The organism is Streptomyces sp. AM25 (assembly GCF_058146165.1).
The window spans coordinates 264,617-279,717 of sequence record NZ_JBKIWN010000003.1; the positions used below are offsets into that span (position 1 = coordinate 264,617).

General features: G+C 74.7%; 8 protein-coding genes. 1 reads left to right on the forward strand and 7 read right to left on the reverse strand.

Annotated elements, in window-relative coordinates; genetic code table 11:
- The 7 genes from ACLHRZ_RS05195 to cynR form a co-directional block, all read right to left on the reverse strand.
- Complete coding sequence (locus tag ACLHRZ_RS05195; RefSeq protein ID WP_490417044.1) at positions 1-1,158, reverse strand: glycosyltransferase; 1,158 nt, start codon at positions 1,156-1,158, stop codon at positions 1-3.
- The gene (locus ACLHRZ_RS05200) at positions 1,155-1,943 is read right to left on the reverse strand and encodes an alpha/beta fold hydrolase (protein WP_490417045.1); all 789 of its coding nucleotides are present in this window, start codon (positions 1,941-1,943) and stop codon (positions 1,155-1,157) included. Before ACLHRZ_RS05200 ends, ACLHRZ_RS05195 begins: the two co-directional genes overlap by 4 nt.
- A complete protein-coding gene (locus tag ACLHRZ_RS05205; RefSeq protein WP_490417046.1) occupies positions 1,940-2,236 on the reverse strand; it encodes an acyl carrier protein in 297 nt (98 codons plus the stop codon). Before ACLHRZ_RS05205 ends, ACLHRZ_RS05200 begins: the two co-directional genes overlap by 4 nt.
- Positions 2,233-6,513, reverse strand: a complete 4,281-nt coding sequence (locus tag ACLHRZ_RS05210) for a beta-ketoacyl synthase N-terminal-like domain-containing protein (protein ID WP_490417047.1) — start codon at positions 6,511-6,513, stop codon at positions 2,233-2,235. The genes ACLHRZ_RS05205 and ACLHRZ_RS05210 overlap by 4 nt, the downstream gene beginning before the upstream one ends.
- Positions 6,510-13,040: an SDR family NAD(P)-dependent oxidoreductase gene (locus tag ACLHRZ_RS05215; RefSeq protein ID WP_490417048.1), complete on the reverse strand. Its 6,531-nt coding sequence runs from the start codon at positions 13,038-13,040 to the stop codon at positions 6,510-6,512. Before ACLHRZ_RS05215 ends, ACLHRZ_RS05210 begins: the two co-directional genes overlap by 4 nt.
- 126 nt (positions 13,041-13,166) lie before the next feature.
- Positions 13,167-13,379: a dodecin gene (locus ACLHRZ_RS05220; protein ID WP_490417049.1), complete on the reverse strand. Its 213-nt coding sequence runs from the start codon at positions 13,377-13,379 to the stop codon at positions 13,167-13,169.
- Between the two features lie 74 nt (positions 13,380-13,453).
- Positions 13,454-14,359 carry a transcriptional regulator CynR gene (cynR, locus tag ACLHRZ_RS05225; protein WP_490417050.1) on the reverse strand — a complete coding sequence of 302 codons (906 nt, stop codon included), beginning with the start codon at positions 14,357-14,359 and terminating at the stop codon, positions 13,454-13,456.
- A 127-nt stretch (positions 14,360-14,486) separates the two neighbouring features.
- On the opposite strand from cynR, the gene ACLHRZ_RS05230 reads away from it, so the two are divergent.
- On the forward strand, positions 14,487-15,071 hold the full coding sequence (locus tag ACLHRZ_RS05230) for a carbonic anhydrase (RefSeq protein WP_490417051.1): 585 nt from the start codon (positions 14,487-14,489) through the stop codon (positions 15,069-15,071).
- The last annotated feature ends 30 nt before the right edge of the window (positions 15,072-15,101 follow it).

Genomic DNA, 15,101 nt, shown 5'->3' on the forward strand with positions numbered 1-15,101 from the left:
TCAAGCCCGGGCAGCGAGCGCTTCGAGATGGCCGGCGGCCGCCCTGGCACCCCCGGCGGCGCGCAGCCGGTCCCGAAGGCGACGGGCGGCGGCGCGGTGGTGCGGCGCCTCCAGGACGGTGTCGAGCGCCGCGCCCAGCCGGGTGCGGTCGGCACGGCCGAAGCGCACGCGCACGGCCGCGCCGGATGCCACGGCCTGCCCGGCCACGAAGGGCTGGTCGTCGCGGATGGGGGCGACGACCAGCGGGATGCCGTGCCACAGGGACTCGGCGACGGTGTTGTGGCCGGCGTGACAGATCACCGCCGAGGCCCGTTCCAGCAGCGCGAGTTGGGGGATTCGCGGCAGGACGACGAGAGCAGCGTCTCCGCTCTCGGCCACGACCCCGCCCGGGTCGGCGATCACGGCCTGCAGGCGGTGCGCTCGTGCGCGTACGGCCGCCGCGCACTCGGCGAGGAAGCGGGCGCCGACGTCGTCGTTGACGGTTCCGAGGGAGACCAGGACCGTGGCCCGGTCCGGAACGAGCCGCGCCCAGGGGAAGTCCGGGGCGGCGGGGTGCGAGGGGACCGCTGGCCCCACGAAGCGCAGCCCGGGTACGGGCGCGGGGCTGCCCGCCAGCTCTTCTACGGTATAGGCCAGTACGAGGTCCGGCGAGAAGCGCAGATCATGGGTGGCCGCGGGATCGCCGAACCGTTCGCGCAGTTGTGCCAGGAAGGCGCGGATCCAGGCGTCCACCTTGGGCAGAGCGGCGACGGAACCGCCCACCTCCGCCGGAGTGGTGGCCGAAGTCGCCCAGCGCACCCCGCACCGTTCCGCCACCAGCGCTCCCGCCAGGGCCTGCTGGTCCGCGACGACGACATCCGGACGGAACGCGCGTACCGCCTCCCGCGTGCCCGGGACCATCACCTCGGCCAGCGGGACGAGGAAGTCCTGCCACAGAAACCGCAGAGCCGCCGCCCCGCGCAGCCCGGGCGCCCGCCGCACCCCCTCCGGCACCGCGCACGGGTACACGACGGCACCGCTGCCCACCGCGTGCCGCAGGGCCTCGGGCGCCGTGGCCCAGGCGACCACATGCCCGAGCGCGGTCAGTTCGGCCGCGACGGCGGCTGCCGGATTGATGTGCCCAGCCAGCGGCGGAACGACGAACAGAAACCTGCTCATGGCGCCGGCACCGGCGGCCGGACCTCGCGCATCCAGTCGAGTATCAGACCGCCGACCGTCCCGGGAGCGGCGACAAGGACGTCGTGCCCATGGCCGGGGATGACGACGGTGCGGCAGCGCGGCAGTGCGTGCTCCAGCACGGGCGCCGTCGGGGCGAGATCGAAGTCGCCGCCGTAGAGGGCGAGTACGGGCACGTCGACCGCCCGCCAGCGGTCCGCCTCCCGAGTGCGACTCGCCGCGATGTCGGCCACGACAGACGTGTCGTGGAGCAGCGGACGGGCTCGGGGTGCCCTGCGAGCCGAACGGCGGTCGTACTCCTTCTCGATCCCTTCGGCCCCGGTCGTGCTGCGCAACAGGTCCGCGATCCGGCCGAGCCATCCGCTCATGTCCCGAGCCCAGGCGGCGGTGGGCAGGACGGACTCAATGAGAACGAGGCCCGCGAGACGGTCGGGATGGTGTGCGGCGAAGTCGAGCGCGACCGACCCGCCGAAGCAGTTCCCGACGAGGACGGGGCGGTCGATGCCGAGAGCGTCGAGGACGGCGAGGAGATCGGCGGTGAAGTCCTCCAGGCGGTAGCCGGCCGGGGGGCGTTCACTGCGGCCGTGACCCCGGTGGTCGTACATCACCACACCGTGGCCGGCGGCCGCGATCCCGGAGGCGATGGTGAAGTAATAGGCGGCCAGGGTGTCGGCGACCAGGCCGTGCAGGCACACCACGGCGGGGCCGCCAGGGTCGCCCAGGAGTTCGGCGTTCAGGCGCGCACCGGGGACGTGAAGTGCAGTCACCGCAGACTCTCCAGGATGTGCCGCACGAGGTGCCCCACCGTCAGATCCATGATCTCCTCGAGTTCGAGGGAGGAGAAGTACCCGGGGAAGTCGATGCGTTCCCCGTAGTGGGCGCGCAATGCACTGGTGAGGGTGACGACGTCGATGGACTCCAGCTCCAGGTCGTCCGCGAACCGACTCGCCATGGTGACGGTACCGGGATCGGGTGCGCAGTCGTCGAGCACCGAGCACAGGGCATCGGTGATCCGGGCCAGGACGGCCGCTTCATCGACCTCGGCGGGCGTGGTGGTCATGGCTGTCGCTGCCTCTCTTTCGTCGGTTCGTCACTCGTCCAGGCGACGATGTAGCTCCTGGCCGGCAGGCCCGGCGGGTTGCCGACCGGCGTGAGCAGGACGGGGTGCGAACGGCCCGACGGCGTACGGACGGTGAAGGCGTCTGCTCGGCCGGGGTCCGGGGCGGTCACGAGGAAGCCGTGCGGATCTCCGCGCAGCCCGGTCCCCTCGGCCTTCGCGGCCGATTCCTTGGCGGCCCAGAACCGGGCGAGCCGCTCGGGTCCGCCGCCGAGCCGCTCGAACAGGGCTCGTTCGCCGGGCGCCAGGACGGCGTCGTAGGTCGTGGCCGAACGGTCGCGGACTTCCTCGATGTCGATGCCGGCCGGGGTCCCCCCGGGCCGTACGAGCGCGACGGCCGCCTCCCGGCAGTGTGCGAGGGAGAGTTCGAGCGGCGGCAGCCGCCGCCCGTGCACCCCTTCCGGACGCGGCTGTCCGGACGGCTCGTTGCGGACCCGGATCTCGGCCGGGAAGACCGGTCCTGTCCCGTGCAGCCGGAGCCGGTGGCGCACCGCATCCTTGGCGGCGACCCGGCCGAGCAGCCAGGCCCGCTTGCCTCGCCGGGGGCGTTGCGCGTACGCGGACTGTTCGGCTCCGGCGAGCTGGCTGCGCATCATCAGCTCCAGGGATGCCAGGTCGGGCCACTTGTCGAAGACGAGCCGCCAGCCACCGGGTTGCGCGGCGGAAAGCGCGCATTGCTCCGGGTAGCGGTAGGCCTCGACCGATTCGGGGTCCGCATCGAACCGGCGGTCCTGCCAGCCGCGGGCCTCGGCGTACACGCGGCCGTCGTGGACGAGTTGGAGATCCGCCTCCAACAGGCTCGCGGTGAGCCGGGTGATCCGGACGTGGCACGTCACACGAGAGCCCGGTGCGGGGGCCGGGCCGTGGAAGGCGATGCGCCGGATACCCACGGGCAACGTGGACACGCGCTCGGTGCAGGAGGCCAGCAGCCAGTAGCCGAGCAGCTGCCCTGCTGCGTCGAGGAGGGCCCCGGGGGTGGCGAGCGTGGTGAGGACGCCCCGGACATGTCGTGCGCCGAGCGCGGTGATAGCCGTGACACCCTGGAAGCGCGGGCCGTGGAACATCCACCTCCGCTCGTACATCTCCCGCGCGGAGACCGCGGGCACGGTCTCGGGCTCGTCGCAGGCCCAGATCTTCGGCGGGGCGGGATGACTGTCGGCCGTGCACACCTCGCCACGGGCATGGCGGCCGAACTCGGCGCGGTACCAGCCGTCCCGCCCGAGGGCGACCGCGAGCTGAACGGCGGTGGGCGGCACGGCGAGCGTCCACTCCATGAAGCGGACGTCGCGCACGGCGACAGGTGTTCCGGCGATGCCGACGGCGTCCGTCATGAGCTCGACGATCGTGGTGCCGGGGAGGACGGGCCATAGATCGCCGAGGTCGGGCCAGCCGGGGCGCTGCCGGTAGAAGCAGTGGTCGAGAAGGTACGGCATCCGCTCGACGTCGACCTTGATCACACGGCGGGGCGGCACCCGCGTCGTCGTGGCGAACAACTCGGCTGCCGTGGCCGCCGTTTCGGTGAGCAGCGCGTCGAGTTCGGCGGCAGCGGGGACACGCTGCGCGAGGTCGCGCAGGGCGTGCTCCGTCCCGTGGACGCAGTCGCGGTGCACGTCCGCGCGCAGCCGTTCGCGGGTCTCCGCGGCGAGCGAGACCGGCCCCGCCTCCCGGTCGGCCCGTACCGCTCTGCGAGGCGCACCGAGCGCGCCGAAGTCAGGTTCCGCGCCGACCGCCCACAGAGCGGCCGCGACCCGGTCGAGCTGCGCAAGCCCGCTGCGGCGGGCGGAGCCCGCGGCGACGGCCAGGTGCGCGCGGCCCACGAGCGTGTCCCCGACCAGCGCCGGGAGCTGGCCCGTACCGGCCTGGACGAAGACCCGGAAGCCCGCGGCGTACATCGCCTCGGTCAACTGGCGGAAGTGGACGGGTTCGAGGAGATGCCGGACGAAGAGATCCCGGACGCCGTCCGCGTCGTCCGGGAACGGAGCCGCCGTGGTGCCGGACCACACCGGTGTGTTCGCTGGACGCACGGCGAAGCGACGCACCGCCTCCCGGACGGGGCCGAGGTGGGACGCGAGCATCGGCGTGTGGAAGCCCGAAGCGAAGGGAAGGACGCGGCCGAGGATACCCTCGCCGCGCAGCCGCGCCGCGAGGGCCTCGATCTGCTCGCGGGGGCCGCAGGTGACGCACTGGTGGGGGGCATCGTCGTGCGAGAGCACGGTCCCGGGGTGTTCCGACAGCAGCGCTTCGACCCGCGTGGCCGGAGCACCCACAACCAGGAAGTCGAGCGAGAGCAGCCGAATCCTCTGCTCGGCGAGCTCGCGCAGGGGGGCTGTGTCGCATACCCCGGCCACGGCCATCGCGGTCCACTCACCGACACTGTGGCCCGCGACGGCGTCCGGGGCGATGCCCATGCGGTGCAGGGCGGACCGGAGCAGCGCGCCGACTTCCATCGTGGCGATGGCGTGCCTGACAACATCGCCGACCCGCACGCCTGGCGTCGCGGGCCGGGCCAGCCCGAAGTGGTGTGCGACGTCGTCGATCCGGGGCGTGAACTCGGCCTCAAGCCCCGGGAAGAGGAACGCGGTGCGCCCACCGCCCGCGCCCAGCAGCGGAGCCGGTGCGAACCACACGTCGCCGCGCCCGCCCCACAGCCGCCCCCGGGCTACGGCCCGGCGGGCCAGCGCGAGTTGCTTGCCGCCGGGACCGGCGACGGCCAGCCGGGCCGGGCCCTGGCCGCGTACCGGCTCGGCGCGCAGGGCCGCGTCATCGGTGTCGAGCAGCGCGGCGAGGGCCCGGGGGCTGTCGGCGGCGAGGCGCAGCACCGGCTCGCGCTCGGCGACGGCGGCGGCCCGCCGGGGCCGAGCAGTGGGCACCGGCGACTCCTCAAGAACCACATGGGCGTTGATCCCGCCGAAGCCGAACGCGTTGACCGCCGCCCGCCGCACCTCGGTCTCCCACGGGCGGGCCGTCGGCGCGGGGCGGAAGCGGGTGGTGAACAGGGCGGGGTGCGGGTCGTCACAGTGCAGCGCCGGCGGCAGCACGCGGTGGTGAAGGGCCAGGGCCGCCTTGATCAGGCCGGCCGCGCCCGCCGTCGCCATGGTGTGGCCGAGCATCGACTTCACCGAGCCGATGACGGCGTCCGGTCCACCGTTCTTGCCGAACACCTCGGCCAGCACGGCCAGTTCGGCGGCGTCGCCGTTGGGCGTGCCCGTGCCGTGGGCCTCCAGGAGGCCGAGGGCGCCGGGGGCGGCGGGATCCAGCCCGGCCGCCTCCCAGGCGAGCCGCACCGCGCGGGCCTGCCCCGCGGGGTCCGGGGCGACCAGGGAGGCCGCGCGCCCGTCGGCCGCGATGCCCACGCCGCGTATGAGCGCGTACACCCGGTCGCCGTCCCGGCGGGCGTCGGCCAGTCGCTTGAGCACCACGATCCCGGTGCCCTCGGCGAGGAGCATGCCGTCCGCGTCGCGGTGGAAGGGCCGGATGCGGCGGGACGGGGACAGGGCGCCCAGCTCCGCGAAGACGGCCGACAGCGTGGCGTCGTCGCAGTGGTGCACGCCGCCCGCCAGCATCACGTCGCACCGCCCGCGCTCCAGCTCGGTGACGGCGTGGTCCACCGCGACGAGCGAGGAGGCGCAGGCCGCGTCCACGGTGTAGGCGGGGCCGCGCAGGTCGAGGCGGTTGGCGACGCGGGACGCGGCGAAGTTCGGGACGATGCCGAGCGAGTCCTCGGGACCGTGCGGGCCGAGCGCGTCGAGGAAGGCCGCGCGCAGCCGCCCGAGCCGCTCCTCGTCCAGCTCCGGCAGTAATTCGCTCACGGTGTGGACCAGTTGGGCCGAAGTGCGTACCCGCTGGTCCAGGCGGACCTGCCCGACGGAGAGATAGCTGCCGCGGCCGAGCACGACACCGACCCGGGCCCGGTCCGCGGGCAGGGCGGCGTCGCCCGCGTCGGCGAGGGCCGCCGCGGCGGTGCGCAGGGCGATCAGCTGGTCGGGGTCCGTGCTGTCGACGGACGACGGCATCATGCCGAAGGCGGCCGGGTCGAAGCCGGCGATGCCGTCGACGAAGCCGCCGCGCCGTCCGGCCGCCGCGCCCCAACGGCCCGGCGGGGCCTCGGTGATGGCGTCGACACCCTCGGCGATGTTGCGCCAGTACGCGCCGAGGTCGTCCGCGCCGGGCAGGGTGACGGCCATGCCGACGATGGCGACCGGCTCGCGTGCTGCGGTCATGCGAGTCCGCCCGGTGCGGTCAGGACGACCTCGTCGATGTCCGCGTCGCCGTGGGCGAGTTCGCGCAGCAGCGCCCGTACACCCTCCTCCGGGTCGATCAGCGCGATGCCGCGCCGGGCGAAGTCGCGGGTGAGCTCCGGCCCCACCATGCCCGGGTGTCCGGAGTCGCCCGCCCAAGGGCCCCAGTGGACGGTCACGGTGCGGCTCCCGGTCTCCTGCCGCCACTGGCGGCCGAGGACGGCGAGGGCGTCGTTGGCGGCGGCGTAGTCGGCCTGGCCCCGGTTGCCGGCGACGGCGGCGACGGAGCCGAACAGGACGGTCAGCCGCGGAGGTTCGGGCAGGCTGCGCAGGGCCGAGAACAGGGCGTGCGCGCCGTCCACCTTGGTGCCGAGGACCCGCGCGAAGGAGCCGGGATCCTTGTCGGCGAGCAGCCGGTCCTCGACGACGCCCGCCGCGTGCACGACGGCGTCGACGCGCCCCCGCTCGGCGTGGATGTCCGCCACCGTCTTCTGCACGGCCGCCGCGTCCCGCAGATCGAGGCAGTGGTAGCGCGCCGTTCCGCCGGCGGCCTCGATCCCGGCCAGGGTGGCGGCGACTTCGCGCCGGGCGAGGATGCGCCCGGCCTCCTTCTCGATCACGGCGGGATCACGCTCGCCGCGCGCGGCCAGCGCGGCACGCAGGGCCGCCCTGTCCCCGGCGCGGGCGAGGCCGGGGTCCTCGGGGGTGCCGGGCGCCTCGGTGCGGCCGAGCAGTTCGACCCGGCAGCCGGCCGCGGCGAGGGCGACGGCGAGCCGGGCCGTGATGCCCCGGGCGCCGCCCGCGAGGACGACCACGCTGCCGGGGCCGAGCCCGGCGGGGAGCGTGTCGCCGTCGCCGCGGGAACACGCCGCCTCGTACGCCTCGATGCCCCGCCGTGTGCCGTCGGAGGAGTGGCGGACGACCGGGGCCCGGTCCGGGGCGAGCAGTTCGCCGACGAGGTCGTCGGCGAGGGCCGGTGCGGGGCGCCCGGGGGCGAGAGAGACGGCCCGGACGAGCGTGTCCGGATATTCGCGCGCGACGGCGCGGAAGAATCCTCCCAGCCCCGCCGTGCGGACGTCCTCCTCGGCGGGCCGCGCGCACAGCAGCCAGCGGGGGCTGTCCCGCAACGCGGCTTGGAAAAGCGGGAATTGGCCGGGGAGTACGGGGTCGGCGCCGGGTGCGAGTGCGGTGAGGTGGATGACGCCGTCGGGACGCTCGTGCCCCTCGCCCGTGACCGTGGCGCCGAGCTCTCCGAGGCGGTCGGCGAGCGCGTCGGCGAGGGGCGTTTCCCCACCGATCACGAGGAAGCGGCGCCCTTGCAGCGCCGCGTCGCCGGGTACGGGCGTGTCGGCGAGGAGGGTCTCGCGGAGCAGGAACCGCACGGGGGCGGTGGCTGCGGCCGTGTCCCCGGAGCCGGTGTCCTCCCCGCCCGTCTCCGCCCCCGCCCGCAACCGGTCCGCAAGGGCGGCTGCCGTGCGGGCCCGGAGCAGCTCCTCCAAGTCGGCGTCGGCCCATGGCCCCGGCCCGGCCTGGCCGTTCAGCCGGCGGCCTAGCTCGCCGACGATCTCGGTCCGTTTGATCGAGTCGATGCTCAGATCGGCTTCCAGATCCAGGCCGGGTTCGACGAGTTCGAGCGGATAGCCCGTCCGCTCGCTGATCACCGCGCGGACCATGTCCAGCACGTCCGGCGCGTCCAGCGGGTTGGACGGGCCCTCTTCGGCCTCCGGCACGGGAACGGGCAGCGGCTGCGGCGCCTCCGGAGCCGCCACCGGCGTCCCCGGCCCCGGGTGTGCGCCGAAGTACGCGAGCAGGACGTCCCGTTGCGCGGCCACCGACTCGCGGCTGGTGCGCAGGAATTCGACGAGCAGGTCCGGCCCGTCCACCGGGCCCGCCGGTGCGGCGGTGGACAGTGCGATGCGCCGGGCCGGGCGGAGGCCCCCGGGCAGCGGTGCGCCGTCGGCGGTACGGACCAGGTGGCCGTCGACCACCCAGCCCGGCCGGGCCGGTACCGCAGCCGCATCGGCGGCCACCGCGTCCCGCCCGGCGAACAGCCGCTCCGCCGCCACCGGCACGCCCGCCACCGCGAGGCGGGCCAGCGCCTCCAGGTGCCCGGGCAGTCCGGCGTCCGGCCGCGGTTCGAACGGGACGGCGACGTGCGGCCGTTGGCCGAGAATGCCCCGCACCAGGCCGGTGAGCACCGTGCCGGGCCCCGCCTCGACGAAGACGCGCGCCCCCGCCTCGTACATCGCCTCGACCTGCTCGACGAAGCGCACGGGCGCGGCGATCTGCCCGGCGAGCACCTCCCGCACCTCTTCCGGACCGGCCGGATAGCGGGCCGCGGTCATGTTCGACCAGACGGGGAAGGCGGGCGGACGGACCGGGTGCGCGGCGAGCGTCTCGGCGAACCGGGCGGAGGCCGCGGCGAGGTGCGGGCTGTGGAAGGCGTGGGAGACGGGGAGGCGGAGTGCGGCCACTCCGGCGCCCGCCAGGGCGGCGAGGGCCTGTTCGACGGCGGGGATCGGGCCCGAAAGGACGCTCTGCGCCGGGGCGTTGTGGTTGGCGACGACCACCTGTCCCGCCAGCCCGGCCTCGGCGAGCAGTGCCTCGGTCTTGTCCGGTTCCGCCGCGACGGCGGCCATGGCCCCCGGCGCGCCGCCCGCCGCCGCGGTGATCGCCTCGGCGCGTGCGGCGCTGAGCTCGGGCACGGAGTCCGGGACGAGGACGCCGGCCGAGACCAGGGCGATCAGTTCGCCGTAGGAATGTCCGGCCGCCATGCCGGGCCGCACGCCGAGGCTCCTGAGCACCTCGTAGGCGGCGAGGCAGGCCGCGCCGAGGGCGGGCTGGGCGTGGCGGGTGTCGGCGAGCCGGGTGCGTTGTGCGTCCCGCGTCGCGGTGTCGAACGCGGCGGGCGGGAACATCGCGTCGGCCGGGGCGCGGTGGAGGTGGCGCTGCGTTTCGGGGAACGCGGTGAAGAGTTCGGCGAACATGCCGGGGCGCTGGCTGCCCTGTCCCGGGAAGAGCACGGCGGTCTCCCCGGTGGTGCGCCCGGTGGACAGGAAGACGCCCGGCCGCGCCGCGCCGTCCACCACCGTTCGCAGCAACTCGGGGAGTTCGTCGAGGGATTCGGCCACCACGGCCGCACCGGCCGGAGCCGCCCCGGTACGCCGTGCGGCGGTCAGGGCGAGGTCCCGAAGCCGCCACGGGCGCCCGGCACGGTCGTTGACCTCGGTCAGCCGCAGCAGTTCGCGGGCGTCGTCCGCACTCCGCAGCACGAAGAGCTCGGCGGGCCAGGCGTCGTGGCCGCTCCGCGGCGGCGCGGCTCCGCCGTGCGCCCGCAACACCGCGTGGAAGTTGGTGCCGCCGAAGCCGAACGCGCTCACCCCCGCGACCCGTTCCGCTGCGGGGCGTGCCCACGGCAGTGCCCGGTCATGGAAGACGAACGGGCTCTCCGCCGGCTGCCAGCCGGGGTGCGGGCGGCGCAGCTGCAGTGTCGGCGGCCGTACGCCCGTGTGCAGCGCGAGGGCCGTCTTGACCAGACCGGCCAGTCCGGCGGCGCACTTGGTGTGCCCGATCTGGGACTTGACGGATCCGACGGCACATGCGCCCGGCTTCGCGCCGGCCTCGGTGAACACCTCTGTGAGGGCGGCGAGTTCGGTGCGGTCGCCGACCACCGTTCCCGTGCCGTGGGCCTCGACCAGCCCGACGCCGGACGGCGGGATCCCGGCCTGGGCGTAGGCCCGTTCCAGGGCTGCGCGCTGGCCGTCGCGGCGGGGTGCGGTCAGCCCGGTCGAGCGGCCGTCGCCGGAGCTGCCGACGGCCTCGATGACGGCGTAGACGCGGTCGCCGTCCCGCTCGGCGTCCGCCAGCCGCTTGAGCACCACGCAGGCGATGCCCTCGCCGAGTGCGATGCCGTCGGCGTCCGCGTCGAAGGGGCGGCAGCGGCCGGTCGGGGAGAGGGCGGTCACGGACGAGAAGAGCAGGTAGTCCTTGATGCCGTTGTGCAGGTCGGCGCCGCCGCACAGGGCGACGTCGGCGGTGCCGGTGCGCAGTTCCCTGCAAGCCGCGCCGAGCGCGGCCAGGGAGGAGGCGCAGGCGGCGTCCATCGTGTAGTTGGCGCCGCCGAGGCCGAGCCGGTTGGCGATGCGGCCCGCGACGACGTTGGCGAGCAGGCCGGGAAAGGAGTCCTCGGTGAGGACGGGCAGCTGCGCGGCCAGCTCCTCCGGGAGCCGCCCGAGGTAGGACGGGAGCACGGCACGCAGGCCGACCGCGTCCGCGGTGTCGCTGCCCGCCTCGGCGCCGAAGACCACGCAGGTGCGGTTGCGCGGGAAGGCGCGGCGGGCGTAGCCCGCGTCGGCCAGGGCCCGTTCGGCCGCCTCCAGGGCCAGCAGCTGGACGGGTTCGACGGATGCCAGCGAGGCCGGCGGGATGCCGTACTTGAGCGGGTCGAAGGGGATCCGGGGCAGGAAGCCGCCCCACTTGGAGGCCGACACGTCGTGGGCGGCGGCCTGCGGGCCGTGGTGGAGGGAGGCGTCCCAGCGCTCGGGCGGGACCTCGGTGACGGAGTCGGTGCCGGCGAGCACGTTGCCCCAGAAGGAGGGGAGGTCGGGCGCGCCGGGGAACATGCAGGCCATGCCGACGACGGCGATGCCGAGCGGCGCGGGAACCGGCCGCTGCTCGGGAGGGGCAGGCTCGATCGCGGCGGCGCGCTGCCCGTAGAACTCGGCTGCCCTCTCCGAGACTTGGCGGTGCAGCGTCGCGACGTCGGTGGTGGCGCTGCGCAGGACGGCCGCCTCGCCGGCCATGAACAGGCCCTCGGCGAGCTGCCGTTCCTCGTCGACGGCGACGAGGGTGCCGCCGGTGCGCTCGACGCCCTTGCCGGCGATGCGCAGCCGTCCGAGGCTGAGCCGTTCCAGCTCGTCCCGCGCCTGCCGGTCGGGGACGCCTTGCCGGCTCAGCTCCTCCTTGCGGGCCTCGTGCGTGCGGCAGTACGGGCTGGGCAGGCAGCGGGTGGCCTGGCCGGGGCCGGTGCGCAGGACGGCGGTCCGCTCGGCGGCGAGCGCCTGCCGCTGGTAGAGGGGGCGGACGGCGCCGCAGCCGACGGCCTCCTCGGTGAAGAGGTAGGCGGTGCCCATGAGGATGCCGGTGGCGGCGCCGCGGGCGCGGATGCCGGAGGTGAGCGCGGCGACCATGGCGGCGGAGCGCTCGTCGTGGATGCCGCCGGCGAAGAGCAGGTCCAGTGCGGGCCGGTCCTGGTGGGGGAGGGTGTCCAGGAAGTCCTCGACGACGGCGAGCTGGGCCTCCCAGAGGGGGAAGCCGTTGCGCGGCCCGATGTGCCCGCCGCATTCGGCGCCTTCGAAGACGAAGCGCCGGGCGCCTGCCGCGAGGAACTGTTCCAGCAGCCCGGGCGAGGGCACGTGCAGGAACGTGCGGATGCCGTGCTCCTCCAGGGCAGCCGCCTGGGTGGGGCGGCCGCCCGCGATGATCGCGTGGCTGGGGCGGAGTTCGCGCACGGCCGCGAGCTGGGCGGCGCATACGTCCTCGGGGGCGAAGCCGAGGAGGCCGACGCCCCAGGGGCGGTCGCCCATCGCGGCGCGGGTCTCCGCCAGCAGGGTCCGGGTGGCGTCGGCACCGGCGAGTGCGAGGGCGAGGAAGGGCAGCCCTCCGGCGTCGGCGACGGCCGTGGCGAACCGGGGCCGGTCGCTGACCCGGGTCATCGGCCCCTGCGCGACGGGCAGCTGTGTGCCGAGAGTGCGGCTCATGGGGGAGCCGGGGCGCAGTGCGTCCGGGGCCCGCCGGTCGCGCACCGCGTGGTCGACGGCGTCCCGGACGGCCCGTACCGCGACGGCTGCCGTCCGGTACTTGTGCGCGAATCGGCGGGCGAGGAAGGCGTCCTGGCCGAGCGGGAGCTCGGGGTGCCGGGCCTCCGCGCCGTCCGGGGACCGCAGGACGGCGGCGATTGCGGGATCCGTGTCCGCCTCGTCGAGGAGGGCGAGCTGGACGTCGAGGACGACTCCGGTGGCCCCGGCGACGACCGCGCCGGCGGCGGTGTGCGGCCCGATGCCGCCGCAGGCCCACACGGGCACGGCGATCCGGTCGTCGGAGAGGAGCTGCTGGAGCAGGACGGAGGTGGAGAGGTCACCGGCCGGCCCGCCGCACTCGCTGCCACGGGCCACGAGCCCCGCCGCACCGTCCGCCACGGCCGCCCGGGCCTCGTCCAGACTGCGCACCTCGGCGATGACCGCACCGGCCGGGAACCGGCCGGCCGGCCACGGGGCGTCGGGGGCGAGGAGCACGGCCGCCGGACCGTCCAGGAACTCTTCGGGCGGAAGAGGGCAGTCGGCGGGGACGCGCACGCCGAAGGCGCCGGGGAGCCAGGCGCGGGCGAGGTCCAGGGCGTCCCGGGCGGCCGCGCCGTCCGCCCCCAGATCGACGACGCCGAGCCCGCCCGCCGCATGGACGGCCGCGGCGAGCCGCGCATCCGGCCGGCCGAAGGGACCGACGCCGATCACTGCACGCGCCGCCACCGCCAAGAGAGCCCGCCCCCTAATCCCCTGGATGAGGACAGCAAGCGTGCCGAGCCGTGCCCGTCAACGTCCAGAAAAATCAAGGAAGTTCATCCGTACGGGGACGCGCGGTCACTGCTCCTCGAGCCGGAAGCCCACTTTCATACCCACCTGGTAGTGCGCGATCGCGCCGTCCTGGAGGTGGCCGCGGACCTGGGTGACCTCGAACCAGTCCAGCTGCCGCAGAGTCTGTGCGGCGCGGTCGATCCCGTTGCGGATCGCCGCCTCCACGCTCTCCTGCGACGAGCCGACGATCTCGGTCACCCGGTAGGTGTGGTTGCCCATGCGTACACGGTGCCCCGTGCACCTCGTCGGCGCGAGTTGAACGGGGCCGGGCGGGCTGGGGCCGGTCCGGTGGGCTATGGCGCGGGTGTGTAGGGGCGGGTGCGGATGAGGTCGTGGGTGAGGCGGGTGAAGGCGCGGGTGGCGGCGCTCTGGTAGGCGTCGGTGCGGGTGAGAAGGGTGACGGTGCGGGTGGGGAGGGGTGGGTCGAGGGGGACGGGGGTGAGGTGGGGGTGGTCGTGCGTGACGGCGTCGGGGAGGACCGTGGCGAGTGCCGTGCGCTGGACGATCTCGGTGAGGGCCTGGATGGAGTTGGCCTCCACGGTGATGCGCGGGCTGACGCCGTGCAGGTCGAAGTAGGCGTCGATGTGGCCGCGGGTGGCGAAGTCGGCGGTCAGCAGGGCGAGTTGCTGTCCGGTCAGGTGATGTACGGGCAGTGGGCGGCCGGCGGCGGTGGGGTGCTGGGTGCCGGTGACGAGGCTGAGGGTTTCGGTGAACAGTTCGGTGGCGGTGATGCCGGGCTGGTGGGTGCCGGTGAAGGCGATGCCGAGGTCGAAGTCGTCTGCGAGCAGGCCGGTTTCGATGCGGTCCTGGGTGGTCTCCTGCACGGTGAGGGTGATGCCGGGGTGGCGGGTGTGGAGTTCGGCGGTGAGTGGGCCGGTGAGGTAGGCGGTGAAGGTGGGGGTGAGTGCGAGGCGCAGGTGGCCGCGGGCGAGGTCCTGTACGTCGTGGACAGCGCGTTCGGCGGCTGCCAGGTCCCGTAGCGCGCGGCGGGCGTGATGGACGTAGGCCTCACCGGCGTCGGTGAGCCGGACGGTACGGCCGGTGCGGTCCAGCAGCTGCACGTCCAGGGTCCGTTCCAGCTGCTTGATCTGCTGGGAGAGCGTGGGCTGGGAGATGTGCAGGTCCTCGGCCGCGCGGGTGAAGTTGCCGTGCTCGGCCACGGCGAGCAGGTAGCGCAGATGGCGCAGTTCCAGAGCCATGCCGACAACTATAGACTACATCTATAAAATCAATGGTTAGTGAGTATTGGACGCTATAGATCCAGGTCGTGCATGGTGGATCTCGCCAGCCCCGCCGGGGCGGCAGCCACCGAAAGGGAGTGACCCCATGCATGACCTCACCGAGGGCGTTGCGCGGTTCCAGCGGGACGTCTTCCCGGCCAAGGAGGGCCTGTTCGCCCACCTTGCCGCTCACCACACGCCGCACACGCTGTTCATCAGCTGCTCGGACGCCCGTGTCGTGCCTGAGCTGATCACCGGCAGCGAACCCGGCGAGCTGTTCGTCATCCGTACTGCGGGCAATCTGGTGCCCGCCTACACTCCCGGCTCCGACGGGGTGGCGGCGAGTATCGAGTACGCCGTCGCCGTGCTGGGCGTGAGCGACATCGTGGTGTGCGGGCACTCGGCCTGCGGCGCGATGACCGCCCTCGCCCAGCACCACGACCTCTCCGGTGCCCCCGCGATCGCGGACTGGCTGCGGCACGCGGACGCCTCCCAGGCCCGCGCCACCGGCGGTGAAGTCGCCGCGCTCGTCCGGGAGAACGTGCTGGCGCAGCTGGCGAACCTGGCCACCCACCCGTCGGTCGCCCGTGCCCTGGCCGGGCAGAAGGTCACCCTGCACGGCTGGGTCTACGACATCCCCACCGGCGGTGTCGAGGACCTCACCGGCGCCGGCGCCGTCTCCGCGGCCTGATCACCCCCGACCACCCCCCTGAACCAGCCG